Origin of the sequence: Ensifer sp. CCNWLY38 (genome assembly GCF_037120565.1) — a bacterium.
In the GTDB taxonomy this organism is placed as follows: domain Bacteria; phylum Pseudomonadota; class Alphaproteobacteria; order Rhizobiales; family Rhizobiaceae; genus Ensifer; species Ensifer adhaerens_H.
Map to the genome: position 1 here is coordinate 135,315 of NZ_JBBBBO010000013.1, position 26,100 is coordinate 161,414.

The 26,100-nt window shown below is 62.9% G+C and carries 27 protein-coding genes; 9 read left to right on the plus strand and 18 right to left on the minus strand.

The genetic code is table 11. The features are described 5' to 3' along the window. Positions 1–16: 16 nt before the first annotated feature. The 8 genes from V7S54_RS25695 to V7S54_RS25730 all read right to left on the minus strand — a co-directional run bounded on the left by V7S54_RS25695 (position 17) and on the right by V7S54_RS25730 (position 7,274). On the minus strand, positions 17–1,168 hold the full coding sequence (locus V7S54_RS25695) for a M20 aminoacylase family protein (RefSeq protein WP_336409023.1): 1,152 nt from the start codon (positions 1,166–1,168) through the stop codon (positions 17–19). Between the two features lie 10 nt (positions 1,169–1,178). Then, on the minus strand, positions 1,179–1,943 hold the full coding sequence (locus V7S54_RS25700) for an ABC transporter ATP-binding protein (RefSeq protein ID WP_336409022.1): 765 nt from the start codon (positions 1,941–1,943) through the stop codon (positions 1,179–1,181). A gap of 37 nt (positions 1,944–1,980) precedes the next feature. Then, the gene (locus V7S54_RS25705; protein ID WP_057249177.1) at positions 1,981–2,682 is read right to left on the minus strand and encodes an ABC transporter permease; all 702 of its coding nucleotides are present in this window, start codon (positions 2,680–2,682) and stop codon (positions 1,981–1,983) included. Further along, on the minus strand, positions 2,682–3,395 hold the full coding sequence (locus V7S54_RS25710; RefSeq protein WP_065374747.1) for an ABC transporter permease: 714 nt from the start codon (positions 3,393–3,395) through the stop codon (positions 2,682–2,684). The genes V7S54_RS25705 and V7S54_RS25710 overlap by 1 nt, the downstream gene beginning before the upstream one ends. 159 nt (positions 3,396–3,554) lie before the next feature. Then, positions 3,555–4,355, minus strand: coding sequence for a transporter substrate-binding domain-containing protein (locus V7S54_RS25715; RefSeq protein ID WP_336409021.1), 801 nt, complete (start codon positions 4,353–4,355; stop codon positions 3,555–3,557). A gap of 28 nt (positions 4,356–4,383) precedes the next feature. Next, positions 4,384–5,187 carry a dimethylarginine dimethylaminohydrolase family protein gene (locus V7S54_RS25720; RefSeq protein WP_336409020.1) on the minus strand — a complete coding sequence of 268 codons (804 nt, stop codon included), beginning with the start codon at positions 5,185–5,187 and terminating at the stop codon, positions 4,384–4,386. 31 nt (positions 5,188–5,218) lie between these two features. After that, positions 5,219–6,190, minus strand: coding sequence for a citrulline utilization hydrolase CtlX (ctlX, locus tag V7S54_RS25725; protein WP_336409019.1), 972 nt, complete (start codon positions 6,188–6,190; stop codon positions 5,219–5,221). 1 nt (position 6,191) lies between these two features. Beyond that, the gene (locus V7S54_RS25730; protein WP_336409077.1) at positions 6,192–7,274 is read right to left on the minus strand and encodes an ornithine cyclodeaminase; all 1,083 of its coding nucleotides are present in this window, start codon (positions 7,272–7,274) and stop codon (positions 6,192–6,194) included. A 92-nt stretch (positions 7,275–7,366) separates the two neighbouring features. Between V7S54_RS25730 and V7S54_RS25735 the strand changes: the two genes are divergently transcribed. The 4 genes from V7S54_RS25735 (at position 7,367) to V7S54_RS25750 (ending at position 10,290) form a co-directional block, all read left to right on the plus strand. Then, complete coding sequence (locus V7S54_RS25735; RefSeq protein ID WP_065374851.1) at positions 7,367–7,792, plus strand: Lrp/AsnC family transcriptional regulator; 426 nt, start codon at positions 7,367–7,369, stop codon at positions 7,790–7,792. A 53-nt stretch (positions 7,793–7,845) separates the two neighbouring features. Continuing rightward, positions 7,846–8,367 (plus strand): hypothetical protein, encoded by a 522-nt coding sequence (locus tag V7S54_RS25740; RefSeq protein WP_065374743.1) that lies wholly within the window; start codon positions 7,846–7,848, stop codon positions 8,365–8,367. Between the two features lie 108 nt (positions 8,368–8,475). Further along, positions 8,476–8,871 carry a MarR family winged helix-turn-helix transcriptional regulator gene (locus V7S54_RS25745; protein ID WP_065374742.1) on the plus strand — a complete coding sequence of 132 codons (396 nt, stop codon included), beginning with the start codon at positions 8,476–8,478 and terminating at the stop codon, positions 8,869–8,871. 123 nt (positions 8,872–8,994) lie between these two features. Then, entirely contained in the window at positions 8,995–10,290 is a 1,296-nt protein-coding gene (locus tag V7S54_RS25750; protein ID WP_336409018.1) for an MFS transporter, read from the plus strand. 84 nt (positions 10,291–10,374) lie between these two features. Here the strand turns inward: V7S54_RS25750 and V7S54_RS25755 are convergent, their stop codons facing one another. The 3 genes from V7S54_RS25755 to V7S54_RS25765 all read right to left on the minus strand — a co-directional run bounded on the left by V7S54_RS25755 (position 10,375) and on the right by V7S54_RS25765 (position 13,215). Further along, positions 10,375–10,803 carry an OsmC family protein gene (locus tag V7S54_RS25755; RefSeq protein WP_065374740.1) on the minus strand — a complete coding sequence of 143 codons (429 nt, stop codon included), beginning with the start codon at positions 10,801–10,803 and terminating at the stop codon, positions 10,375–10,377. A 128-nt stretch (positions 10,804–10,931) separates the two neighbouring features. After that, positions 10,932–12,521 carry an ABC transporter substrate-binding protein gene (locus V7S54_RS25760; protein WP_065374739.1) on the minus strand — a complete coding sequence of 530 codons (1,590 nt, stop codon included), beginning with the start codon at positions 12,519–12,521 and terminating at the stop codon, positions 10,932–10,934. Positions 12,522–12,531: 10 nt separating this feature from the next. After that, a complete protein-coding gene (locus tag V7S54_RS25765) occupies positions 12,532–13,215 on the minus strand; it encodes a helix-turn-helix domain-containing protein (RefSeq protein WP_234793033.1) in 684 nt (227 codons plus the stop codon). Between the two features lie 195 nt (positions 13,216–13,410). On the opposite strand from V7S54_RS25765, the gene V7S54_RS25770 reads away from it, so the two are divergent. The 5 genes from V7S54_RS25770 to V7S54_RS25790 all read left to right on the plus strand — a co-directional run bounded on the left by V7S54_RS25770 (position 13,411) and on the right by V7S54_RS25790 (position 17,472). Further along, positions 13,411–14,403 (plus strand): ABC transporter permease, encoded by a 993-nt coding sequence (locus V7S54_RS25770; RefSeq protein ID WP_234793047.1) that lies wholly within the window; start codon positions 13,411–13,413, stop codon positions 14,401–14,403. A 12-nt stretch (positions 14,404–14,415) separates the two neighbouring features. Further along, positions 14,416–15,321 (plus strand): ABC transporter permease, encoded by a 906-nt coding sequence (locus V7S54_RS25775; RefSeq protein WP_065374736.1) that lies wholly within the window; start codon positions 14,416–14,418, stop codon positions 15,319–15,321. Beyond that, positions 15,321–16,154 (plus strand): ABC transporter ATP-binding protein, encoded by an 834-nt coding sequence (locus V7S54_RS25780; protein ID WP_065374735.1) that lies wholly within the window; start codon positions 15,321–15,323, stop codon positions 16,152–16,154. The genes V7S54_RS25775 and V7S54_RS25780 overlap by 1 nt, the downstream gene beginning before the upstream one ends. Further along, positions 16,151–16,891 (plus strand): ABC transporter ATP-binding protein, encoded by a 741-nt coding sequence (locus V7S54_RS25785; protein ID WP_065374850.1) that lies wholly within the window; start codon positions 16,151–16,153, stop codon positions 16,889–16,891. Before V7S54_RS25780 ends, V7S54_RS25785 begins: the two co-directional genes overlap by 4 nt. 74 nt (positions 16,892–16,965) lie before the next feature. Next, positions 16,966–17,472 (plus strand): GAF domain-containing protein, encoded by a 507-nt coding sequence (locus tag V7S54_RS25790; RefSeq protein ID WP_065374734.1) that lies wholly within the window; start codon positions 16,966–16,968, stop codon positions 17,470–17,472. Positions 17,473–17,516: 44 nt separating this feature from the next. On the opposite strand, the gene V7S54_RS25795 is transcribed toward V7S54_RS25790, so the two are convergent. The 7 genes from V7S54_RS25795 to V7S54_RS25825 all read right to left on the minus strand — a co-directional run bounded on the left by V7S54_RS25795 (position 17,517) and on the right by V7S54_RS25825 (position 26,095). Further along, the gene (locus V7S54_RS25795; RefSeq protein WP_065374733.1) at positions 17,517–18,608 is read right to left on the minus strand and encodes an ABC transporter ATP-binding protein; all 1,092 of its coding nucleotides are present in this window, start codon (positions 18,606–18,608) and stop codon (positions 17,517–17,519) included. 84 nt (positions 18,609–18,692) lie between these two features. Then, positions 18,693–20,147 carry an ABC transporter substrate-binding protein gene (locus V7S54_RS25800; protein ID WP_065374732.1) on the minus strand — a complete coding sequence of 485 codons (1,455 nt, stop codon included), beginning with the start codon at positions 20,145–20,147 and terminating at the stop codon, positions 18,693–18,695. Positions 20,148–20,188: 41 nt separating this feature from the next. After that, complete coding sequence (locus V7S54_RS25805; RefSeq protein WP_065374731.1) at positions 20,189–21,217, minus strand: carbohydrate ABC transporter permease; 1,029 nt, start codon at positions 21,215–21,217, stop codon at positions 20,189–20,191. Further along, entirely contained in the window at positions 21,214–22,089 is an 876-nt protein-coding gene (locus V7S54_RS25810) for a carbohydrate ABC transporter permease (RefSeq protein ID WP_065374730.1), read from the minus strand. Before V7S54_RS25810 ends, V7S54_RS25805 begins: the two co-directional genes overlap by 4 nt. After that, positions 22,086–23,018: a ribokinase gene (rbsK, locus tag V7S54_RS25815; protein ID WP_065374729.1), complete on the minus strand. Its 933-nt coding sequence runs from the start codon at positions 23,016–23,018 to the stop codon at positions 22,086–22,088. The genes V7S54_RS25810 and rbsK overlap by 4 nt, the downstream gene beginning before the upstream one ends. A 106-nt stretch (positions 23,019–23,124) precedes the next feature. Continuing rightward, positions 23,125–23,577, minus strand: a complete 453-nt coding sequence (locus tag V7S54_RS25820; RefSeq protein WP_065374728.1) for an RbsD/FucU family protein — start codon at positions 23,575–23,577, stop codon at positions 23,125–23,127. A gap of 133 nt (positions 23,578–23,710) precedes the next feature. After that, complete coding sequence (locus V7S54_RS25825; protein WP_065374727.1) at positions 23,711–26,095, minus strand: aldehyde dehydrogenase family protein; 2,385 nt, start codon at positions 26,093–26,095, stop codon at positions 23,711–23,713. Between the last annotated feature and the right edge of the window lie 5 nt (positions 26,096–26,100).

Consider the following 26,100-nt stretch of genomic DNA (forward strand, 5'->3'; position numbering starts at 1 on the left):
TCGGTGCCGCCTCGCTCTAGACCAGAGCGGCACGCGCGAGGTTGTAGAAGTACGTCGCCCCGCGCTCGAGGATTTCGTCGTTGAAGTCGTAGCGCGTGGTGTGCAATCCACTGCTGTCGCCATTGCCGATCAGCACATAGGCGCCCGGAACTTTTTCGAGCAGGAAGGAGAAGTCTTCGCTGCCCATCAGCGGCTCGGGCAATTCGACATAGGCGTCGGCGCCGAAGGTCTCGCCAATCACCGAGCGGGCGTCTTCAACCGCCTCGGCATCGTTGATTGTCGCGGGATAGCCGACCTGCCAGTCGAAGGTCGCTTCAGCGTTGTAACTCTCTGCCTGCAAGCGGGCGATCTGTCCGACGCGCTCCTGCAATTGCTTGCGCACAGTCGGATCCATCGCGCGCATGCTGATTTCGAGCACCGCCGTATCGGGGATGATGTTTGAGGCGGAGCCCGCCTGGAACGAGCCGACCGTCAGAACAGACGGCTGGTGCGGCGATACGTTGCGCGAGACCAGCGTCTGTAGCGCCATCACCACGCTGGAGCCGACAACGACAGGATCGACCGTCAGTTCCGGCTGGGCGCCGTGGCCACCCTTGCCCTTGATCGTCAGCGTCAGTACGTCGATCGAGGCAGCCATGGCGCCGGCGCGGCTGGAGAACTGGCCGACCGGCAGGCCCGGCCAGTTGTGAAGCGCATAGACTCGCTCACAAGGGAAGCGTTCGAACAGGCCGTCCTCGATCATCAGCTTGCCGCCGCCGAAATTTTCTTCGGCCGGCTGGAAGATCAGGTGCACGGTGCCGTTGAAGCTCTCGTCCTTCGACAGAGCCCAGGCAGCGCCGAGCAGCATGCTGGTGTGACCGTCGTGGCCGCAGGCATGCATCGCGCCCGGATGTTTGCTCTGATAGGCAAGACCGGTTTCCTCCTGCATCGGCAGCGCGTCCATATCGGCACGAAAGCCGATGGCGCGGTTGCTGTTGCCGCGCTTCAGCGTCGCAACGATGCCCGTCGTTGCAAGGCCGCGCGTCACCTCGAAGCCCCAGGATTGCAGTAATCCGGCGACGAATTCGGAGGTCTTCACCTCTGATAGGCCGATCTCGGGCATCTCGTGCAGCTTGTGACGGATCTCGACGAGTTCGGGCAGGAACTCAGAAAAATTGGCGTCGCGCATCGGGGCCTCCTCAAGCCATCTGCAGGAACTGGCGCAGCCGCGCCGATTGCGGGTCACGCATCACCTGCGACGGCGCGCCGCGTTCTTCCACCAGTCCCTTGTGCAGGAAGATCACCTCGCTGGAGATATCACGGGCGAGTGACATTTCGTGCGTGACCATGACCATGGTGCGCCCTTCTTCGGCGAGCTTCTTGATGACGAGCAGGACTTCGTTGACGAGTTCCGGGTCGAGCGCCGAGGTCGGCTCGTCGAAGAGCATGACTTCCGGCTTCATCGCGAGAGCGCGCGCGATCGCCGCGCGCTGCTGCTGGCCGCCGGAGAGCTGGTTGGGATAGTGGTCGCGCTTCGGGGTGATGCCGACCTTTTCCATCAGCAATTCGGCCTCGCCGATCGCATCCTTGCGCGTCATGCCGAGCACATGGATCGGGCCCTCGATGATGTTTTCGAGGATGGTCTTGTGGGACCACAGATTGAAGCTCTGGAACACCATGCCAAGGCGCGTACGGATATGTTCGAGCTGGCGTTTGTCGGCGGCATGGAACTTGCCGTCCTTGCCCTTGACGGTGCGGATCACCTCGCCCGAGACGGAGATCTCACCTTCATCGGGCGTTTCCAGATAGTTGATGCAGCGCAGCAACGTGCTCTTGCCCGAGCCGCTGCTGCCGATCAGGGAGATCACGTCGCCGGACTTCGCCTCGAAGGAGACGCCTTTCAGCACCTCGACGGACCCGAAGCTCTTGTGAATGTTCTTCACCGATAGCGCTGTTGCGACCATGTTCGTTCCTCTCGTCGCGCCCAGGCGCGCCTCCTCGTTATGCTTTCGCCGTGCGGTAGCGGGTGAGCCGCTTCTCGACCACGCCCATGACGCGCGTCAGGATGAAGACGACGGTGAAATAGATGATGCCGGCGGCAATCAGCGGTTCGAAGATCAAGAGCGACTGGCGCTGCAGCATGCGGGCCGTGCCCATGACCTCGAGGATCGTGATCGTCGAGGCGAGCGACGTCGTCTTCAACAGGATGATCAGATCCCCTGTCAAAACTGGCAGGCAGGAGCGGAATGCTTGCGGCAGGGTGATGCGGCGGAGAATCATCGACGAACGCATGCCGATCGACTTTGCCGCCTCGATCTGGCCGCGCGGGATCGCCTTGATCGCGCCGCGGATGACCTCGGCATTGTAGGACGCCTGATTGAGGCTGAGCGCGAAGATCGCATACCACAGGCCATCACGCAGATAGGGCCAGAGGAAGCTGTGGCGCACCCAGGTGCCGGGCAGGATTTGCCCGAGGCCATAGTAGATCAGGTAGATCTGCACCAGGAGCGGCGTGCCGCGGAATGCGAAGGTAAAGACATAGGCCGGAACCGAGAGCACACGGCGGCCGGAAAGCCGGGCAAGCGCCACGAGCGTGCCGATGACCAGACCGAAGACGCCGGCGACAGCCGTCAAAAGCAGCGTCAGCGGGGTGGCCTTGATGAGCGCCGGCAGGAAGCCGATGACGTTGGAGATCGTTTCCATCAGTGATGCCCCCGGTTGAGGCGGCGCTCGATCTGGGCGATCACCAGGACGGAAACGAGCGTGATCGCGAGAAACAGGATGGCCGTCAGCCCGTAGAAAAAGATGTACTGCTTGGTGCCGGCCGCGGCACGGTAACCCGTGTAGAGCAATTCGCTGAACGAGCCGAGCACGCTGATGATGGCACTTTCCTTGGTGATCGACAGCCAGAGATTGCCCATGCCGGGCACGGCGTGGCGCATCATCTGCGGGAAAATGATGCGAGTGAAGACCTTGCGCCTCGGCATGCCGATCGAGACCGCCGCTTCGATCTGCCCCGGCGGCACGGCGAGGAAGGCAGAACGCAGCACCTCGGTCATGAAGGCGCCGGAGACGAAGGCGAGCGCGATGATCGCGGCCCAGAACGAACTGAACTGGAAGGTCTCGGCCACCAGACCGAAGTGCTTCAAGAGCCGCTCGGCACCGCTCGCGACGGAGAAATAGAGGAGCAGGATGACGAGCAGTTCGGGAAGCGATCGGACGACTGTGGTATAGATATCGGCAAGGAAACGCGGAACGCGGTGTTTCGAGAGCTTGCCGGCCGTACCGAGGAAGCCGAAGAGAACCGCAACCGCATAGGCGACCACGGAGACCTGCAGGGTCATCACCAGGCCCCAGGCGAAATCGTCGCCCCAGCCCTCGCCGCCCCAGGCAAGCAATTGCCAGTAATAGTCCATCCGTCGTTACCTGTTCCCGATTGTCTCGTCAGCCCTCACGCCGCTGCCCGTGGGCGAGTTCGCGATAGCGGTCGCTGCGAAGATGCCCCGGCGCTGCGGCCGGTTTGGCGATCGAGGGCGGCGCGAAACATAGGCCACACGCCGCCCTTGAAGAGCGATTTACTTCTTGCCGAAGATCCACTTGTCGACGAGCTTCTGGGTCGTGCCGTCCTTTTCCAAGGCGTCAAGGCCGGCATTGACCTTTTCGAGGGTGGCGGCATCACCCTTGCGCACGGCATAGGCGACACCTTCGCCGAGAACGACGTTCTTGGGCACTTCGACCTTGACCTCGTAGTCGGCACCCTCAGGCGACTTCAGGAAGGTCTGGATGTAGAGGTCGGGGATCAGCACGTAGTCGACGCGGCCGGCAATGAGGTCGGCGACCGAATTGTCGGCCGTGTCGTAGCTCTTGGCTTCGGCGCCGGTCAGGTACTTGGCGACATAGGCCGACTGCACGCTGGAGGTCTGGACGCCGATGATCTTGCCCTCGACGCTTGCCGGATCGATGATCTTGCCGGAACCGTCAGCGGCATCGGCCGTCTTGATCTCGCTGGTATCAGCCTTGGCGCCGACGAACGAGGTGCCTTCGGTGTAATAGGGCGTCGAGAAATCGACGACCTGGCGACGCTCGTCGGTGATCGAGAAAGCGCCGATGATGAAGTCGACCTTGTTTTCCTTCATCGACGGGATCAGTCCGTCCCAGGCCATCTGGTTGATGTCGCACTTGACGGCCATCTTCTCGCAGAGCGCGCGGGAAAGATCGGCTTCAAGGCCTTCCCATTCGCCGCCGGCATTCACCTGTGTGAAGGGCATGTAGGGCTCCGGCGTCATGCCGAGGCGCAGCGTGTCCTCGGCCAATGCGCTGCTGGCAGCCATGGAAAGGGCGATCCCTGCGAACAGGGTGGTCTTCAACGTCTTCATAATGTTCCTCTTCGGGGATTGCGTCGGATCAGAGCGTGTTGCTGAACCAGCGCAGCGACATGCAGGACAGGCCCGCGTCGATCTTGCCGATCTCCGTCGTCTTCATGGGCACGACCTTGTAGCCGAGCTTGTCGAGCATCTCGATCGTGCGCGGGAAGTCGGAGCCGACCATCACGACGTCATTGACGCGCAGCGCATTGGCCGCCGGCTCTTCACCTTCGGGAATGATCACCTGCTTGAAGCGCTCGAAAGCGCCCGACTTCGCCAGCCGTGCGGTCGAAAGCACCGTCTCGTCGTCGAGCAGCGAGCAATCGGTCTTGAAGTGCAAAACACCTTCCGGCGTTGCAACGATCTCGCTCTTGCGGCCGAGCTTGGTGAGGCAGGCCTGCAGCGCCTCGGCGCCGACCTTGTTGGTGCGAGCCGAGAGGCCGATCATCACGCTTTCGCGCGTCGTCAGCACGTCGCCACCATCGGCAAATCCGGTACCCGGCAGGTCCAGAACCGTCTCGAACATGGCGCGCAGCGTCGGTTCGATCTCCGGCGTTTCCTTGACGCGGGTCTCAGCACCCGGACGCAGGAGGATCGCGCCTTCGGTGAAGACCAGGGCCGGATCTTCGACGAAGATCGAATCCGGGAAGGCTTCGAGCGCGGGCAGTATCGTCACCTTCACGCCTGCGTCCTTCATCGCCGCGATATAGGCGTCGTGCTCGGCCTTCACACCTTCGAAGGTGGGGTTGCCGCGATCGTCGGCGCGCAGGCCGTTGACGACCGATTTCGACGGCGTGCGGACGATGATGTTGTTGAACTGGTAGACGGGGCGTGACTGCGACATTTGTAGGACCTTTGGCTTGGATGAGGTGCTTCTATCGATCGGATGTGGCGGCGTAAAGCTTTTGCGTACCGGCCGGTTCTCTTCGTGACAAATGAACGCCGGCGAGCATGCAGCGCACGGAACCGCCGGCAAGCTCGATCGTCGGCACGTCGAAGGCGAGCACGCGGGCGGAGACTTCGAGCGCCTTGATCTGATCGGGGCGGAGCGAGGCGAGCGCGCGGGCCGACATGACGACCACGCGACCGTCCGCACCGTCGAGCTCGATGGCGTTGCCGGCGAAGTTTTCGATCTGCTCAAGCGTCAGGTCGATCACCTGGCGTCCGGTTTCCTCCAGGCGTGCGCAGATTTCATGACGACGCGCCGTATCCGGGATCATGCTCGCACCAATGAGGGCGAATTCGGTGCCGATGCACATCAAAACGTTGGTGTGATAGATCGAGTTGCCCAGGCGGTCGACGGCGCCAAAGATCATCGGCTCGAAGTTGAAGTGGGTGCAGAAACGCTCCAGCGCCACTTCATTGGTGCGGTTGGAGCGCGCGGCATAGGCGACGCGACCAATATGGTCGAGCACCATGGCGCCGGTGCCTTCGAGATAGACGCCGTCCTTTTCGAGACCGGAATAGTCGATCACGTCCTGGACGCGATACTCGTTCTTCAGCATCTCGATGATGTCGGAGCGGCGTTCGCTCTGGCGGCTTTCGGAATACATCGGATAGATCGCCACATGGCCGCCGGAATGGGTCGAGAACCAGTTGTTCGGGAAGACCGAGTCCGGACGCGTCGTCGTTTCATCCTCGAAGAGATGCACCGCGACGCCGGCACCGGCGAGGCCATCGGCCATGCGGCTGACTTCGTCGTAAGCGGCCCTGGCGATCGCCAACGGCTGGCGTGCCGCGTCGGTCGCCTGGAAGGCGTTATCCTCGGCCGTCATCGGGTTCGGGCCGAAATGGTGCGGGCGGATCATCACGACGCCCTTCGGCGCCTGTACGGACAGTCTCTTCATTTCAGGCAGCGCTCCGCTCAGAAGGGGCAGCCGGCTGCTGCCGGAACAGGCCGTAGAGATCGCGCGGATGGTCCGGCTGCGTCGTCAGGTCGAGCTCGGTGTAGAACGCCGTGCCCTGGATCTTGTCGCGCAGGAAGCGCAGCGCCGAGAAGTCTTCGGTGGCAAAACCGACGGAATCGAAGATGGTGATCTGACCGTTGTTGCGGCGGCCTTCGGCCTCGCCGGCGATGACCTGCCAGAGTTCCGTGACCGGGAAGTCCGGCGCCATCTGCTGGATCTCGCCTTCGATACGGGTCTGCTCCGGATATTCGACGAAGACATCGGCGCGGCGCAGGATGTCGCCCTGCAGCTCGGTCTTGCCGGGGCAGTCGCCGCCGACCGCATTGATATGCACGCCGGCGCCGACCATGTTGTCGGAGAGGATCGTGGCGTTGCGCTTGTCGGCCGTAACCGTCGTGATGATGTCGGCGCCGGCTACGGCCTCCTCGGCCGTCGCGGCGACGACGATATCGAAGTCCATGTCAGCGAGGTTGTTGCAGAACTTGTCGGCGGCTTCGGCATCGATGTCGAAGACCTGCAGCCGCTTGACGCCGAGCAGGGCACGGAAGGCAAGCGCCTGGAATTCAGACTGGGCGCCGAGGCCGATGATCGCCATCGAACGGGCATCGGGACGAGCGAGGTACTTTGCAGCGAGCGCAGAGGTGGCCGCTGTGCGCAGGCCCGTCATGATCGTCATTTCGGAGACGAGGCAGGGATAGCCGGTGCTGACATCGGAGAGAACACCGAAAGCGGTGACCGTCTGCAACCCGACATTGGGGTTCTTCGGGTGGCCGTTGACGTACTTGAAGCCGTAGTGCTCGCCGTCCGAGGTCGGCATCAGCTCGATGACGCCGGTCTTCGAGTGGCTCGCGAGCCGCGGGGTTTTCTCGAATGCGTTCCACCGGCGGAAATCATCCTCGATGTATTCCGCAAGCCCCACAAGGAACGTCTCAATGCCGATCGATTTGACCAGCTCGATTACGTTGCCGACACCGACATACTGAACCACGTTACCTACTCCATCGGAGAAATTCGATGAATTCAGCCTAGGCTTGCAAGAAGTGAGTTGAAATTTTAAACCTGCCTAATATGCAAAGCCTTATTGAGCATTTTGCGCAGTCGGATTATACAATTTTCATGCATATCTTCGACGACCTCGATCACCAGCTCATCTCGCTCCTCAGAGAAGACGGCCGCGCGCCCTACTCCAAGATCGCGGCCGTGCTCGGCGTATCGAGGGCAACGGTTCAGACACGCATTGATCGGTTGCTCGAAAGCGGCGCCGTGCTCGGCTTCACGCTGCGCGTGCGGCAGGACTACGACGATCGCGCCATCCGTGCGATCATGATGATCGAGGTCAGCGGCCGCAACACCACCAAGGTCATCAAATATCTGCGCGGCCTGCCCGAGCTTTACGCGCTGCATACGACCAACGGCGGCTGGGATCTGGTCGCCGAAATCCGCGCCAACAGCCTCAGCGATTTCGACCGCATCCTGCGCGAAGTGCGCGACGTCGACGGCGTCTCAAACAGCGAAACGAGCATTCTGCTCAGCACCGTCTGACACCTCCCATCACATGCGCACCAGGAGTGCGCCATTCAAGACAGGCAAGACCCGTGAGCCATATCCCGCAGATCGACTACGACACCGCCTCGGACGCAATCCGTGCCGCCCATGACGAAGAGGTGCGCGTGCGCGGACGCATGACCAACATGAAGCGCACGCTTTTGCACTCGCCGGTGGCGCACCGCATCTACGCGGAATGGTTCACACTGCGCGAGGAACTGCGCCCGGCGCTTGACGACCGGGAGATCTGGTTTCTTTCGCACGCGATCTCCGAAGCCTTGCGATCGCCGATCGCGATGGGCTTCTTCCGCCGCGCCTTCGCAAATGCCGGCATCGACTTCCACACGGTCACGCCGACCGACGACGAACAGCGGTTGATCGCCTTCGGACGAGCCATCGTCGCCGACAGCAATGCTGTCCCCGAGGAGATCTGGGCGGGCCTGAAGGCACGCTACGACGCCAAGACACTGGTCGATCTCGTCGCCTTCTCGGGCATCATGGTGGCAACCGCCCTTTTCAACAATGTCGTCGAGGTCGAGTTCGACAAGGAGCTTGAGCCGTACGTCGATTGAGGTCCGCGCCCTGAACGCCACCACGATCACTTCACCGCCTGGCACACGATAGCGCCGTGCCTCACCCCGGCGCTTGACTCGATCAATTTGCGTGTATATACACACATTATGTCTCGTTGCTACTGTGCCCTTCTACGCAAAGCCACCCGGAGAGTGACGTCGGTCTACGACGACGCGCTGGAACCGATTGGCCTCAACCTCGCCCAGTTCAGCCTTCTTCGGCACATCGCGCGCGATGAACCGATCTCGATGACCGAACTTGGCCGCAAGATCGAACTCGAGCGCTCGACGGTCAGCCGCAACGTCAAGGTGCTGGAAGGAATGGGGTTGGCGGCAACCGGAAGCGGGAAAGATAAGAGGGAGGCCGTTGTCGAACTTACGGAAAACGGCCATCGGATTCTCATTGACGGCGCACCGCTCTGGCAGGCCGCACAGGACAAGATCGAGGCGCGACTGGGGACCGACGCGGCCGCCCAGCTAGAGGACCTGCTTCTGGCGCTCTAGACAACCTGGCCTGCCAGGAACCGTCAGCAAACTGCCAAACAACAATTCAACCTGCGACCTGCGCCCCGAAAGCCCGCGCAGCGCTCTCGCACACCCGAAAACACGGACGAAAGGAAGTCGACGATGCTCGGTCCGGCGCTTGCGCGTTATCTAGCCAAACGCAATATCCATTACGGCTGGGCTGTGGCCGCCGTCACCTTCCTGGTCATGCTGTCGACCGCCGGCGCCATGGGCTCGGCCGGCGTACTGATCAAGCCGCTTGAAACCGAGTTCGGCTGGTCGAATGCCCAGATCTCGCTGGCGCTGGCGATCCGCCTTTGCCTGTTCGGTCTGCTTGGCCCCTTCGCAGCATCGTTCATGAACCACTTCGGCGTGCGCCAGGTCGTCTCTGCGGCGCTGGTCCTGATCATCGCCGGCATCGCCGCCTCCTTCTACATGACGGAGCTCTGGCACCTGGTCGCGATCTGGGGCGTGGTGCTGGGCGTCGGCACCGGCATGACGGCGCTGGTTCTCGGCGCGACAGTCGCGACACGCTGGTTCGACAAGCGGCGCGGGCTCGTCGTCGGGTTGATGACCGCCAGCAACGCCACGGGGCAGCTGGTATTCCTTCCGCTGCTCGCGTCTCTTACGGAAACGATCGGCTGGCGCTCGGCACTGACGCTGATCGTCGTCATCCTCATGGCGGCCTTCGCGCTGGTTCTGTTGCTGATGCAGGATCGCCCTGGAGACCTCGGCCTCGCGCCCTTCGGCTCGAAACAGGTGGTGCCGGCACCACCGAAGGCAAAGAACTTCGGCGCGCTGCTCATGACACCGATCAGGGAGCTTTCCGACGCCGCGAAGACCAACACCTTCTGGGTGCTGTTCGCCACCTTCTTCGTCTGCGGCTTCAGCACCAATGGCCTGATCCAGACCCATTGGGTTTCGATCTGCGGAGACGTCGGTATTGCCGCTGTCGCAGCAGCCGGCTTCCTGGCGCTGATCGGCGTGTTCGATCTCATCGGGACCGTCGGCTCCGGCTGGCTCTCCGATCGCTACGACAACCGCTGGCTGCTCTTCTGGTTCTATGGCCTGCGCGGCCTTTCGCTGATGTTCCTGCCGCTCAGCGGCTTCAACATCTACACGCTGTCGATCTTCGCGATCTTCTACGGCCTGGATTGGGTCGCAACGGTTCCGCCGACCGTGAAGCTCTCGGCCGAACGCTTCGGCCCGGAACGCGCAGGCCTCGTCTTCGGCTGGGTTTTTACCGGCCATCAGCTCGGGGCCGCCAGTGCGACCTTCCTCGCTGGCGCAAGCCGGACGTCGCTCGAAACCTACACGCCGGCGCTGATCGCCGCGGGCATGCTCTGCGTCGTCGCTGCCCTGCTGGTCCTGACGATTGGTCGGCGCCAGCCGGAAGCGCTGGTACCGCAGCCGGCCTGAGTTCTTCCCCAAACTTGTACGCAAAAAGGGCGGGCTGCCGATGGCAGCTCGCCCTTGATCTTTAGGCGTTGAGGCCGATGCCCGTCAGTGACCGAACGTCGTCACGAATTCCGGATTGCCGCGGATCGTGTTGCTGACGGTGCAGATTTCGTTTTCTGCCGCTTCCGCGATCGCATGGCGGACCGCGTCGTCGAAATCGCCCTTGATGTCGAAGACGATGTTGAATTTGGCGACGCGGGAGGGTTCGTCATGCGCCTTCTCGCCGGTCACCTTGGCGCTTACCTCCGTCAGCCGGTCGAGCACGCCGTAGCGGCTGGCGGCGATGCGGGCGCTCAAGACCAGGCAGCTTGCGAGCGAGGCGTAAAGCAGATCGAGCGGGCCGTAGCCCGGCTGCGACGGGCCGGTAACGATATCGAGTTCGCCCCCGGCCACCGAGGTCACATGCGGAAAGCCGGTTCTGCCGACCACGGCCGTTGCACCGGTTTCGCGCGTTCTCACTTTCACATCCGCCATCTCGCAAACCTTCCCAGAATTCTCGGAACCGACACTATCGCTGTCGGCAGAAACACGTCGCCCCGGGCCGCAAGGCCCAGGGCGTTGATATGTGCGCCTTTGAAGAAGGGCGCAAGAGCGATGCTCGATCAGTTCTTCTTGACGAGACGATAGAACACGAAGTCCGAGGTGGCGCCGTTGACGTAGCCCTCGACCTTGTCCTTCATCGCGACCTGGGTCGCTGCCTGGAACATGATCACGATCGGCGACTTTTCCTGCACCTTGCGCTGCAGGTCGACATAGAGCGCGTCGCGCTTGGCCGGATGGGCTTCCTTGAGCGCTGCCTTGGTCGCTTCGTTGAGTTCTGCCGGCACGGCCCAGCCGTTACGCCACGTGGTCGTCGACTGATACTTGTCGTCGGCATTGTCTTCGTTATAGGCGAAGGCCTTGGCGTTCGAATGCGGGTCCATGAAGTCCGGGCCCCAATAGAGCAGCATGGCTTCGTGGGTGCGCGCACGGTACTTGGTGATCACCTGGCTGCCGGTGCCCGGGATGATCTCGAAGTTGATGCCAGCTTCCGCGAACGATGCCTGCAGCGACTGTGCCATGTCGGTAAACGGCGTCGAGTTGATGACGTCGAGGCTTACCTTGATCGGCGTCTTGATACCGGCGTCAGCGAGGATCTTTTTCGCCTTTTCGACGTCGTAGCTGTAGGGCGTTTCATCGAGCGAGCCCGGGAAGCCCTTCGGCCAGAAGGCCTGGTGAACTTCCATCTGACCCTTCAGGAAGCTGTCGGTCATGCCCTTGTAGTCGACGAGGTAACGCGCGGCTTCCCAGACGGCTTCCGGCTGCAGTGCCGTGTTTTTCTGGTTGAAGGACAGGAAGTGCACGGCGGCCTGCGGGTAGGATTCGACCTTCATGCCGTCCTTGCCCTCGAGGCCCGACACCTGGTCCGGCGTCAGGTTCTTGGCCATGTCGACGTCACCGGTCTGCAGCATCAGCTGCTGGGTGGCGGCTTCGGCCACGTGACGGATGATGACGCCCTTGATGACAGGAGCGCCGCCGAAGTAGTTCGGGTTGCTCTGCAGGTTCAAGAGTTCGCCGGCGCGGAAGGCCTTCAGCACGAAGGGACCAGTACCGGCCGAATTGGCCTTGAGCCAGGCATTGCCGAAGTCGCCATCGGCTTCGTTCGCCTTGACGGTTTCAGCATCGACGACCGATGCCGGACGGGCAGCGAGAACGTTGAGGACGAATGCCGACGAGAAGTCGCCTTCATACTTGATCGTGACCTTGTTGCCGTCGGCCGTCACCATCTTGTCGATGTTCTCAGGGGTCCAGCCGAGCTGCGTCAGAATGAAGGCTGGAGCCTTGTTAAGGACGACGACGCGCTTGAAGGAATAGACGACGTCTTCGCCGCGCAGCGGGTTACCGGAAGTGAACGTGACACCGTCACGCAGCGTGAAGGTGATCGTCTTGGCGGCATCGTCGGCCGTCCATTCGGAGGCAAGGCCCGGCGCCAGCTTCTTCACGTCGGGCGCATCGTACTGCACCAGGCGGTCATAGGTCTGGGTGACGTATTCGCCCGAGGAAAACTCATAGGCTTCGGCCGGGTCGATGCTGACGATGTCGTCGATGTTCTGCGCCACGACCAGCACTTCCGCCGGCGTTTCCGCGAGCGCCGCCGGCGCTACGCTCATCATCAGGGACGCCGCGAACACCGCGGCCTTGAACATTCTCATCATCATTCTCCTATTTTCGATGAGGCTTGGTTTTTGTCATCGCCGGCTTCAGCGCCGATTTCGGCGTACCGGTCTCGTTGGATTGGGATGCGCGCAACCGGAAGAGCGGCAGCGTGCCGGTCCAGATCAGCCGCACGGGCGTGTCCGTTTTGTTCCACCAGTAGTGGGGCTGGATACCGCGGAAATGCAGGCCGTCGCCCGGGGAAAGCGTGGTCTCGTCGCCGTCGAGCCCAAAGAGGATTTCGCCCTCCAGCATGTAGACGAGCTCTTCGCCCTCATGACTGAAGACCTCGGAACGGTGTCCTGGCGGAATGGTGATGACGAAGCTCGAAAGCTGGTTGCCGGCGAAATCGGCGCCGATCCGCTCATAGGAAACCGGTGAACCGCCGACCGAAAAGACCATGCGCCCCTCGGCGCGCGAAAGCCCGGTGTCGATCGCCGGCGCGAGGATGAAATGATTGAGTTCTGCGCCCAAGCCTTGGGCAATCTGGGCCAGCGTGCCAAGCGAAGGCATGGCCAGATCGCGCTCGATCTGGCTGAGATAACCGACGGAAACGCCCGCCGCATCGCTGAGCGCCTGCAGCGTCATATGCATCTGCCGCCGTCGCGCGCGCACCAGCGCGCCCACCTTCGGCTGCCCTGCTCCTATGGCTTTGCCCGGTGCTGAGCCCGCATCCTCCGACGAGTCGCTCACCATTTCCTCCCCAGTAAAATTTTTTTGATTTAAGCAAACTTATTTATATACTCCAAGCAAATTTTTGCGGTATCGACAGGACAGACCGCAAGCGAAGAGGGATGGAATCGCCACGTGGCAAATGACAGCACCACTGCAGCAACGCCGGTACGCCGCGCCTCCAGACCTAGCCGGAGCCGGCAGCGCCTTACCTCATTGGCGGGCTTCCTGGTTACACTCGCGATAACCTTCCTTGGCCTGCTCGCGATCACCTTCTTCATCGGCCGCATCGTGCCGATCGACCCGGTTCTCGCTGTCGTCGGCGACCGCGCGCCCGTTGCGGTCTATGAGCGCGTCCGTCAGGAAATGGGGCTCGACCAGCCGCTGATCACCCAGTTCGTCAGCTATGTCGGCGATGTGGCCACCGGCAATTTTGGCACCTCGGTTTCCACCGGCAAGCCGGTTATCGAGGACCTTGCCCGCGTCTTCCCGGCGACGCTCGAGATGGCGACACTCGGCATCATCCTCGGCGTGCTGATCGGCGTCCCACTCGGCGTTTTTGCAGCCGCCCGCCGCGGCTCGTGGCTCGATCAGGGCATCCGCGTCATCGGCCTGCTCGGCTATTCGGTGCCCGCCTTCTGGCTCGGCCTTGTCGGCCTTGCCGTCTTTTATGCGCGGCTGAAATGGGTCGGCGGCCCGGGGCGGGTCGACATCTTCTATGACGGCATGGTGACGCCGATCACCGGGCTCATCCTTGTCGACAGCATCATCGCCGGCGAATGGGAGATCTTCCGCAACGCCGTCTGGCACCTGATCCTTCCGGCCTCCTGCCTCGGCTTCTTCTCACTTGCCTACATCGCCCGCATGACCCGTTCCTTCATGCTCGACCAGTTGAGCCAGGAATATGTCACCACCGCGCGGGTCAAGGGTGTGCCGGAACGCCTCGTCATCTGGCGCCACGCCTTCCGACCGATCCGCGTGCCGCTGATCACCGTCATCGGCCTTTCCTATGCTGGCCTGCTCGAAGGCTCCGTCATGATCGAGACGATCTTCTCCTGGCCGGGCATCGGCAACTACCTGACCGTCGCCCTGCTCAACGCCGACATGTCGGCGGTGCTCGGCTCGACCCTCGTCATCGGTGCGGTCTTCATCGGCATCAACAAGATTTCGGACGTGCTCTATCGCGTGCTCGATCCGCGTGCACGCTAAGAGGAGGCGGACATGACCACACTTCGCGACTGGCTGATCGACGACAGCCCCGCCTCGCCGATGCAGGCGCGCCTCGGACGTTTCTACCGCATCTTCCGCGCGCTGATGCGCAATCCGCTTGCCGTCGTCGGCGCTATCATCATCCTGGCCCTGGTGTTGACGGCTCTGTTCGCGCCTTGGCTCGCCACCCATGATCCGCTGCGCCAGTCGCTCGGCGAACGCCTGCTGCCGCCGAGTGGCGCCCACTGGATGGGAACCGACGAACTCGGCCGCGACATCTGGTCCCGCGTCGTCTACGGCGCGCGCATCACACTGGCGATCGTCACGCTCGTTGCCGTGCTCGCCGCCCCCGCCGGCCTGGTGATCGGCGTTGCCGCCGGTTACTTCGGCGGCTGGGTCGACCGCATCCTCATGGGCATCACCGACATCTTCCTGTCGCTGCCGAAGCTGATCCTGGCGCTCGCCTTCGTCGCGGCGCTGGGTCCGGGCATCGAGAACGCAATCATCGCCATCGCGATTACGTCCTGGCCCGGCTATGCCCGCGTCGCCCGCGCCGAAACGCTCACCTTCAAGAACTCCGAGTTCATATCGGCGGTGCGGCTGCTGGGAGCCTCCAGCCTGCGCGTCAATCTCGGCCACGTGCTGCCGCTCTGCACCTCGTCGATGATCGTCCGCGTCACGCTCGACATGGCGGGCATCATCCTGACGGCCGCCGGGCTCGGCTTCATCGGCCTTGGCGCTCAGCCGCCGCTTCCCGAATGGGGTGCGATGATCTCGCGTGGCCGGTCCTTCATTCTCGACCAGTGGTGGGTTGCGACCATGCCGGGCTTTGCCATCATTCTCGTCAGCCTCGGTTTCTGCTTCCTGGGCGATGGTCTGCGCGACGTGCTGGATCCGAAGAGCGGGGAGCAGCGCTGATGAGCAATCTTCTCGAAATCGAAAACCTGCGGGTCACCTTCCCGACGCCCCGTGGCGATCTGGAGGTGGTACGCGGCATCTCCTTCACGCTCGGCCGCGAGCGCCTCGGCATCGTCGGTGAAAGCGGCTCCGGCAAGTCGATGACCGGCCGCTCGATCCTGCAGCTGATCCGGGCGCCAGGCCGCATCACCGCCGACAGGCTCATCTTCGACGGCATCGATCTTCTGAAGCAGTCCGAGCGGCAGATGCGCGCCATTCGCGGCGCCCGCATCTCCATGGTGATGCAAGATCCGAAGTTCTCGCTGAACCCGGTCATGACCATCGGCGAGCAGATTGCCGAGGCGCTGCTGACGCACCAGAGGCTGCCGCGCCGTGAGGTCAACAGCCGCATGCTCGCGATGCTGGAATCGGTGCGCATCGCCGATCCGGAACGCGTCGCCAAGCTCTATCCGCACGAGGTCTCCGGCGGCATGGGCCAGCGCGTGATGATCGCGATGATGCTGATCCCGGAGCCCGACCTTCTGATCGCCGACGAGCCGACTTCGGCACTCGACGTCTCCGTCCAGGCCCAGGTGCTCGACATCATCGACGAACTGGTGAAGCGCAAGGGCATGGGGCTGATCTTTATCAGCCACGACCTGAACCTCGTCTCCAGCTATTGCGACCGCATCCTCGTGATGAACACCGGCGAGGTGGTCGAGGAGTGCAAGGCCGGCGAGCTGATGGCGGCAAAGCACCCCTATACGCGGGGGCTGATCGCCTCGATCCCGCGCCTCGACGAAACACGGGACGAGCTGCCGGTGCTCGACCGCAGCGCATGGGCCAAGTCATGACCGCGCTCTCTCTGAAGAATCTCGACATCTCCTATGGCGACGTGCAGATCACCCACGACGTCAATCTCGACATTGCCGACGGCGAGAGCTTTGCGCTTGTCGGCGAAAGCGGCTCGGGAAAATCGACCGTCTTGAAGGCGATCGCCGGTCTGGCGCCGGAATGGACGGGCGAAATCACCGTGCTCGGTTCGCCGCGTGGCCACGGCATCGACCGGGCCTTCTCGCGCCAGTGCCAGATGGTGTTCCAGGATCCCTACGGTTCGCTGCACCCGCGCAAGACCGTCGACGCCACGCTCGGCGAGGCGCTGACGATCCATGGCATCGGCGACCGCAATGCGCGGATCGAGGAGGTCATGGCCTCGGTCGGTCTCGACCGCAAGTTCCGCTTCCGCTTCCCGCATCAGCTTTCCGGCGGCCAGCGCCAGCGTGTCGCCATTGCCCGCGCGCTGATGCTGAAGCCGAAGGTGCTTTTGCTCGACGAGCCGACCTCGGCGCTCGACGTCTCGGTCCAGGCCGAGATCCTCAACCTGCTGAAGCGCCTGCGGCGCGAGCAGAACCTGACCTTCCTGATGGTCACCCACAATCTGGCCGTCGTTTCCTTCCTCTGCGATCGGCTGGCCGTCATGCGGCAGGGTCGTATCGTCGAAGTGGCCGATGTCGCCGATCTCAAGCGCGGAGACCTCAAGGATGCCTATTCGCGTGAGCTGATGCAGATCAGCGCCGCGCACGCCAACTAGAGCGGGACAGAAAGCGCAGGTGGTTCTCCGCCCGCGTCCCGCTCTACAATATCGAGTAACCCCAAGGACATAGCATGAACAGTGAACAGATCGCTGCCGCGCTGGCGGAATTCGACGCGGCGATTGCCAAGACCACCGATGCCGATGCGGTATGGACCGCGCTGCAGACGCTTTGCCGCCAGGTGATCGGCGCCAAGCTTTTCACCATCATGACGGTCGACATGGTCAATGAAGTCGCCCGCCGCGCCTACACCTCGCACCCCGAGGAATACCCGACCTCAGGTACCAAGCCGATCCGCTACGACAGCTGGTTCGACATCGTGCACAAGGCGCACCAGACCTTCGTCGCCAACACCATCGCCGACATCTCCAAGGTCTTCGGCGATCATGAAACCATCTGGTCGCTCGGCTGCGGTTCGGTTGCGAACATCCCGGTTGTTGTCGGCGGCGAACTGCTCGGCACGGTCAACTGCCTCGACGTCGAGCATCACTACACGCCTGAGCGCGTCGCACTCTCCAAGCATCTGGAAATGCCGGCGAAACTCGCCTTCCTCGCCGCCGCGCGCGCCGAGCAGAAGTAATACGGCAGGCCGGGGGCGTCACCGCCTTCGGCCCCCCTTTCCGGTCAGCGGCCGATCGCTTTGCCAGTTTCCTTCAGAAAGAAGTGTATCTTCGCCGCCTCGATCGGCACCTCGATCTGGTCATCTGGGCCGATGCGTGACGCAGCGTGAATCTGCGCCGTGAAGGCGGCTTGGCCCACCTTGCCGAGCGCCAGCGTGTGAGGCCCAAGCGGCTCGACGTCGCGCACCGTCAGCTTCACGGTCGGCGCTCCAGCGTCCGCGGCCATCGTATGTTCCGGGCGGATGCCGAGGACGACGTCCTTGCCCGCAAAAGCGCCGAGCTTTCCGGCGCGGTGCTCCGGAACCTTGATGGCCACATCACCATCACCCTTGAACTGCAAACCGCCATCACCGCCTTCAAGCCGCCCTTCGATGAAATTCATGCTGGGCGCGCCGATGAAGGCGGCGACGAAGAGATTGGCGGGCGCCTCGTAAAGCGTGATCGGGTCGGCTGCCTGCTCGATACGCCCCTGGTTCATAACGACGACGCGATCGGCCATGGTCATGGCTTCCACCTGGTCGTGGGTGACGTAGACGGCGGTCGTCTGAAGACGCCGATGCAACAGTTTGATTTCGGTGCGCATTTCGATGCGCAGCTTGGCGTCGAGGTTGGACAACGGCTCGTCGAAAAGAAAGACATCGGGCTGGCGCACGATCGCCCGACCGATCGCCACGCGCTGGCGCTGGCCGCCGGAAAGCGCGCTCGGCTTGCGATTGAGATAGGCGCCGAGGTTGAGAATACGGGCGGCGTCCGTCACCGCCTTGTCGATCTCGGCCTTGGGCGTGCCGCGCACCTTCATGCCGTAGCCGATGTTTTCTGCAACGGTCATATGCGGATAGAGCGCGTAGTTCTGAAATACCATCGAGCAATTGCGCAAGCCAGGGCGCAGATCCGTTACGTCGCGTTCGCCAATTCGGATCGAACCCGAGGTCGCGGTTTCAAGGCCGGCAATCATCCGAAGCGTCGTCGTCTTGCCGCAGCCGGACGGCCCGACGAGCACCACGAACTCGCGATCCGCAATCTGAAGATCGAGCGGCGGAATGACGGTGACGTTCCCGAAGGACTTGGTGATCTGCTCCAGTCGGACCTGTGACATGCGGAAACCTTTGCTGCTGTCGATACCCGGTCTATCCGGGACGTTGGGGCCCGCCCCGATCGTCTCGGGGCGGGCGCGGTGTCGTTATTCCTGAGGCAGCCCCATCGATGCGCGATAGGCCGCAAGCTGCTTGTCGCGGCCGAACTCGTCGGTCAGCTTGTTCCACTGCTCGGCGACGCTATCGAGCGCCTGTTGCGGCGTCACTTCGCCGGCAAGCGCCTTGGAAAGCTCGATCTCCAGCACTTCCGTGTAGGAGAAGTAGCCCGGCAGGCGCATGTCGAGCGCGATGTTCTTCGCGGTCACCGCGTCCTTCTGCGCACCGAGATATTCCTTCGCTTCACGCTCGGAGAAGATCTTCGACCAGAGATCGAGATTGGTCGTGTGCGAGATGCGATAGGGATTGACCCCGGTGCCGCCGGTGATCGCCGCCTGGCCGGAAACCGCTGGGCTCGTCAGGTACTGGATATAGTTCCAGGCCGCTTCCTGTTTGGTCGAGGTGGCCGGGACCGCCGCCTGCCAGCCGCCGAAGGCCATGAAGGAGGTCTGGACGACATGGTCGAACTTGTCCCACGTCTTTGTCTTGTAATTCCAGATCTCATCCGATCCCGGCAGCGGTGCCGAGCCGACATTGCCCGCCACCTTAGACTGCTTCGGGTCCGCGCCGATGACGCCGGTATCGCCCCAGCCGATCGATTCCGCCACCTGGCCACCCGCGAAAGCAGCGTTGACCTCACCGAAGGAGAAGTTCAGCGCGTTCGGCGGTGCTAGCTTGGACGCGCGAATGTACTCCTCGAGGCCACGAACCCAGCCGGGATTGTTGACCTGGGCGTCCATCGTCTCCGGATTGAAGAACATGGCGCCGGGATTGTCCGGGTGGCTGGTATAGCCGGCAACGTGGCTGAACAGGAACCAGAACTGCTGGCCGCCACGGCGGAAGGCTTCCGCCGTGCCCCAGAGGTTGTTGGTCGGCTGGTTGAAGTACTCGGCGATGTCGAGATACTGTTTCCAGGTCTTCGGCGGCGCCAGGTCGTAGCCGTACTTGGCCTTGAACGCCTTCTGGTTGTCGGCGTTCTCGAAGAGGTCGATGCGGTAGCTGTAGGTATGGGCGTCGCCGTCCATCGTCTGCGACAGCACCTTGCCGTTCCAGACCATCAGCTGTTCGCGATAGACCGGGGCGATATCCTCCCAGTCGGCGCCCTTGCGCATGTCGGCCGGCATTTCCGACAGGAAGTCGGTGAAGTCGGGCGCCCAGGCCGGGGCAAAGGCAATGACATCGAAGGCGTCTTCGCCCGATGTCAGCGAGGTCACGATCTTCGGATAGAGTTCCGACCACGGGAACTCGACGACTTTAACCTTGCCGCAGGTCTTTTCTTCCCAGCCCTTGGCTGCAAGCTGCAGCGCCGAGGCGATGTATGGGCCGGTCTGTGTGGTCGCCGTCAATTCGACGCCGGTGTAATCCGGATCGCAGGCGAGCGCCGTTCCCGCGCTCCCCATCGCGAGTGTGGCAAGAGATACAGAAGCCAGTAGCGATTTCCTCATTCTATCCTCCCTGTGAATGAATGCATGCCAAAGCGGGTTGGTTACTTGATCGCTCCAAGAAGCAGGCCGGAGCGCATGAGCCGGCTCAAAAGTCCGGCCATGACCATCATCGGGATGATGGCAACGAGAGCGGCAGCGGAAATCGCCCACCATTCGTCGCCGCGCTGGCTGTTCTGGCCGGCGACGAGGATGGGCAGCGTCTGCCATTTGGAATTGGTCAGGAACAGCGCAAACAGAAACTCGTTCCAGACGAAGGCAAGCGTGATCATGAAGGTGGCGATCAGCCCCGGCTTCGACATCGGCAGCACGATGCCGAAGAAGATCCGCCAGGACGGCACGTTGTCGACCATCGCCGCTTCCTCGACCTCGACCGGCAGCGCCTCGAAGAAGTCGCGCATCAGCCAGATGACGATCGGCAGCGAAAAGGCGATATAGGCGAAGGTCAGGCCGATATAGCTGTCGACCAGCTTGAAGCCGAGCTTGCCCATCTCCGTGTACATCAGGAAGAGCGCGAAGGCGGCGACGATCGGCGGGAACATGCGCTGGCTGACGAACCAGAAAACGATGTCGTTGTTGCCGAGCTCCGGCCCGGGCAGCCGAAACCGGCTTGAGATCACCGCAAGCGCAAGCGCCGCGACAAAGGCGCAGATCAGCGATATGCCCTGGCCGTAGCCAAGCACGTTGCGCCCAACAAGGAAGCCGCCGAAGGCGATCACCACGAAAATCAGCGCCGAGAGCAACCGGAAGCGGAAGGTGAAGCGCACCAGGGCATAGGCCGCCATGGCGCCAATGAATGTCGCGGCGATCGATGCCGAAAGACCGATGATCGTCGACGCCAGGAAGGTGTTGAAAAACTGACCGCGCTGGCCCGACAGAAGCTCGCTCCAGGCTGTCAGGCTCGGCTCGAAATCGACGAACGGCAGATAGGTCGGGCCGCCAACGACGGCGATCGGCGTCTTGAACGAGGTGATCAACACCCAGTAGAGCGGAAAGAAGGTGATGGCGAGCCAGATCAGGCAGCCGCCGAGCGCCAGCCAGCGCCGTTTTCCCTTGAGAGTACGCACGCTCATTTGTGCTTCTCCAGATAGGGTTTCAGGACCGCCAGATAGACGAGGCCGATCACGGTGATGACGATCAGGAACAGAAAGGAAAGCGCCGAGGTGTAACCGAGATTGAACTTCTTGAAGCCTTCCTGGTAGGCGAACAGCGTCAGCGTCTCCGTCGAAATCCCCGGCCCGCCGCCGGTCATGACGAAGACCGTGTCGATGATCTTGTAGCTCTCGATCAGGCGGATGAAGACGACGGCGACCGAGATCGGCAGCAGCATCGGAAAGGTGATATCGCGAAACTGCTGCCAGGGCGTGGCGTTTTCGAGCGCGGCTGCCTCGTAGACATCGTCAGGCAAGGTCTGAAGCCCCGCAAGCAGCATGAGGATGACGAACGGCGTCCACTGCCAGACCTCGACGGCGATGATCGAGCCGAGCGCCCAGCTCGTCTGGGTGAGGAAAGGCAGATTGGGAAATCCGAGCGCGGACATCAGCTCGTTGAGCGGCCCCATGGTCGGATTGAGCACCTGGCGGGCAATCAGCGCGACGGCAACCGGTGCCACCAGCATCGGCAACAGGAAGCTGACGCGAAAGATGCCCTCGCCCGGGACCCGCGAATTCAGCGCCAGCGCCACCGAGAGACCGATGACGTATTGCAGCCCGACAGAGATGAAGGCGATCAACGTCGTCGTTCCCGCCACATGCCAGAAGCGCGGGTTTTGCAGCAAATCAAGATAGTTGCCGAAGCCGACGAAGCGGGCTGGTGTCGGCGGCACAAGCCGCATGCTCATGAAGCTGGTGGTCAGCGAATAGACGAGCGGGAAGATGGAGATCAGCAGGACGATGATGAGGGCGGGCCAGATGAAGAAATGCTTGATTGGGTCGTTGCGCGTCATGCGGCCGCCCCTCTCGCCAGCAGCGCCTCGATCTCGGCAAGCGTCGGCATGGCCGGCGCCGTGCCACGACGGGTGACCGCGATGCCGGCGGTCGCGCAACCGAAGCGCACCGCCTCGACCGGCGCGAGCCCACGCGCCAGCGCTGCAGAAAAGCCGCCGACGAAGGCATCCCCTGCCCCGGTCGTATCGATTACCGGTCCACTGGCAACCGCTGGTACGAGCACCGACTGGTCGTGGTTGTGATAGAGCACGCCGCGTTCGCCAAGCGTGATCAGCGCCGTTCTGGCGCCTTTCTTCAACAGCACGTCGCCAGCGCGCCTGATGTCATCCTCAGTGGAAAGCGCGAAGCCGACGATGGCCGCGGCCTCGGTCTCGTTCGGCACCAAATAGTCGCAAAGCGGGTAGAACGCATCCGGGAAGGGTTCGGCCGGCGCCGGATTGAAGACGGTGGTAACCCCCGCGGCGCGCGCAATCTCGAGCGCGCGCTGGGCCGCTGCAACGGGTTGCTCCAGCTGAGTGACGAAGATACGCGAAGCCTCTATCGTCTCCCGCGCGGCCTCGACGTCATCGATCCCGATCGAACCGGCAGCGCCCGGATAGACGATGATGGCGTTTTCGCCGTTCTGGTCGTTGACATAGATGAAGGCGGCCCCCGTCGGCAGGTCGTCCATCTCGACGATCTTCGGCGTCACGCCCGCTTCGGCATAGGTGCGCAAGGCCATCTCGCCGAAGGTGTCGCGACCGAGCTTGGAGATGAAGGAGACCGGACTGCCGGCCCGCGCTGCAGCTACCGCCTGGTTCGAACCCTTGCCGCCTGGTCCGACGGAAAAGCCGCTGCCGGTAATCGTTTCACCGACAACCGGCATGCGCCGCGCCAGATAGGCCGTGTCGGCGACGAAAATACCAAGGATGGAAACACCAGTCTTCATTCAAGCCTCCCCCTGCGACCGCACCGCAAGGAAACGGCGTGCCCAGGTAATCTCTCGCGATTTCAGTCAGTCTTTCGGACGCTGCACGGGAAGCGCAGCGGGCTCGTCAGGTCTTCGGCGGAATGACGCCCTTGGTGAAGAGGAAGCAGCCGTAAAACCGCGTCTCACCCGTGGTGATGACGCAATAGGCTTTCTTGGCTTCCTCGTAGAACTTGAAGCGTTCGATGCCGTACATCGGTGCCGGCTTTCCTTCGGCGCGATCGATCACCGCCTGGACTTCCTGCTGGACCGGCAGAACTTCGTCCGGCGCGCCCATCACCTCCATGCGGCCGGCGGAAGGCTGCAGCGGCGTGTCGAGCGGCAGCACCGAAAGCACCGCCTCGACGGCGCGCGCAGCCGAGACATTGTCGATGCGCAGAAGCGTACCGAGCGTCGTCTTACGGGCGATGGCGTCAGAGGGAAAATTGGTATCGGAAATGACCAGCGTGTCGCCGTGCCCCATGGATCTCAGCGCGTGCAGCACGTCGGCATTGAGAGCGGGGTCGATATTCTTCAGCATACAGTCCTCCTCCAAGCGCAATGCCGTCGCGGCCGCGCCCTATGCGCTTGCTCTTGGGGCAAACGCGTCTCCCTAACCGTTCATTGCTCCATCGCGCGAGCCGGCTCCCCCCGCCTCGCGCATGGGATACCCCCTACTCGCCGTAGGGGATCCAGATGTTCTTGACGTCGGTCGCGCGGCGCAGATAGGCCGGGCCTTCCGCGGCGTCACGGTCGAGCCAGTTCGTCACCTTGCCGTAATCGACGAAGGTCCGCTTCAGGTTGCCGGACGAGAGTTTCTCGACCAGCGTCGAAAGTTCAGGCGTGCCGAAAGCCCAGAGGGCGTCGACGTCGTTGTGGCTTGCAAGCGTCTTTGCCAGCTCGATCGCCGACCCGGTGACGATGTTAACGACGCCGGCCGGAACGTCGGACGTTTCCAGAACGGTGTAGAAATCGGTCGCCGCCAGCGGATGCGGCTCGCTCGGCACGACGACGACCCGGTTGCCGGTGGCGATCAACGGCGCGACGAGGCTGATCATACCGAGAAGCGGCGCTTCCGGCGGGCAGATCACGCCGACGACGCCGATGGCTTCGGGCATGGCGAGCGCGACGCCGCGCAGCGGCGGCTGGTGAATGGCACCTTCGTACTTGTCCGCCCAGGCGCCGTAGGTGAAGAGGCGCGCGATCGAGGCTTCGACCTCCGCCTTGGCGTTGGCGGCAGAGGCACCGGTCATGTCAGCGATGCGATCGGCGAACTCATCGGCGCGACCGCTGAGGTTTTCGGCGATGTAATAGAGGACCTGGGCGCGGTTGTGCGTCGTTGCCGAGGACCAGGCGGATGCCGCCTGCGCCGCGACGACGGCATTGCGGATATCCTTGCGATTGCCCTCGCCGACTTCACCGAGCACTTTGCCCTTGGGCGAAAGAACGTTGCGATTGTAATTGCCGTCCGGCCGCGCCTGCTTGCCGCCGACGTAGAGTTTGGCAGTGCGGTCGACGGTCGGCATGGCAAACTCACCAGCGACCGGCTTAAGCGTCGGTTCGGCAACCGCCGCCCTGAGCTTGCGGCCGAGCCATGCCTTGGGCTTCAGATATTCATAGCAGCCTTCGCGACCGCCCTCGCGGCCGAACCCGGACTCGCGCTTGCCGCCGAAACCGGCGGACGCGTCGAAGAGATTGGTGGCGTTGACCCAGACGACGCCGGCGGCGAGCTTTGCCGCGACGTGCAGCGCCAGGCCGATGGTCTCGCTCCAGACGCTGGCGGCAAGGCCGTAGCGCGTGTGGTTGGCAAGCTGGATCGCCTCTTCCGGAGTGCGGAAAGTCATCGAGACGGCGACCGGCCCGAAGATCTCTTCGGTCGCGACGATCGAGGTTGGCTGCACGCCGGTCAGCAAGGTCGGCGGATAGAAGCTGCCGCCCTTCGGCAGTTCGATCGACGGCTGGTGCAGGGCAGCGCCTTCGGCAACGCCCTTGGCGACCAGGCTTTCGATCCGCTGCAGCTGCACGGGAGCGACGATCGCCGCCATATCGATCGCCTTGTCGAGCGGATGGCCGACGCGTAGCGTCTGCATGCGGCGCTTCAGCCGCTCGTAGAAGAGCGGCGCCACGCCTTCCTGCACGAGGATGCGCGAGCCGGCGCAGCAGACCTGGCCCTGGTTGAACCAGATGGCATCGACAACACCTTCGACAGCGCCGTCGATATCGGCATCGTCAAAGACGATGAACGGCGACTTGCCGCCGAGTTCGAGCGTCAGCGACTTGCCGGTGCCGGCCGTGCGTTCGCGAATGAGGCGGCCGACCTCAGTCGAGCCGGTAAAGGCGATCTTGTCGATATCCGAATGCTCGACGATCAGTGCGCCGGTCTCGCCTTCGCCGGTCACGACGTTGAGCACACCGGCCGGCAGACCGGCAGCGGACGCGAGTTCAGCGAAGAGCAGCGCCGTCAGCGGCGTGAATTCCGCGGGCTTCAGGATGACGGTATTGCCGAGCGCCAGAGCCGGCGCAACCTTCCAGGCGAGCATCAGGAACGGGAAGTTCCAGGGGATGACCTGGCCGACGACGCCGACCGGCACCTGATCGGCAAATTCGCTTTCCTGCAGCTGCGCCCAGCCGGCGTGATGATAAAAGTGGCGGGCGGCAAGCGGGATATCGATGTCGCGGGTTTCGCGGATCGGCTTGCCATTGTCGATCGCCTCGACGACGGCAATCAGACGCGCATGGCGCTGGATCATGCGGGCGAGTGCATAGAGGTGCCGCGCCCGGGCATGACCCGGAAGCTTCGCCCAGGGTCCTTGCGCCTTGCGGGCAGCGGCAACCGCATCGTCGACGTCCTTGGAGCCGCCGAGCGCAATTTTCGCCAGGAGCTTGCCCGTGGCCGGCTCGTTCGTGTCGAAAGACTTGCCGGACGCGGAAGCGACGAAGGCGCCGTTGATGAAGTGACCGAATTCGCCCTTGTGGCGCGCCAGCCATTGGCGGGCTTCGGTGTCGGCTTCCGGTGCTGGACCATAGGACATTTCGTCAAAATACCTTGCGACGGTCATCGGGA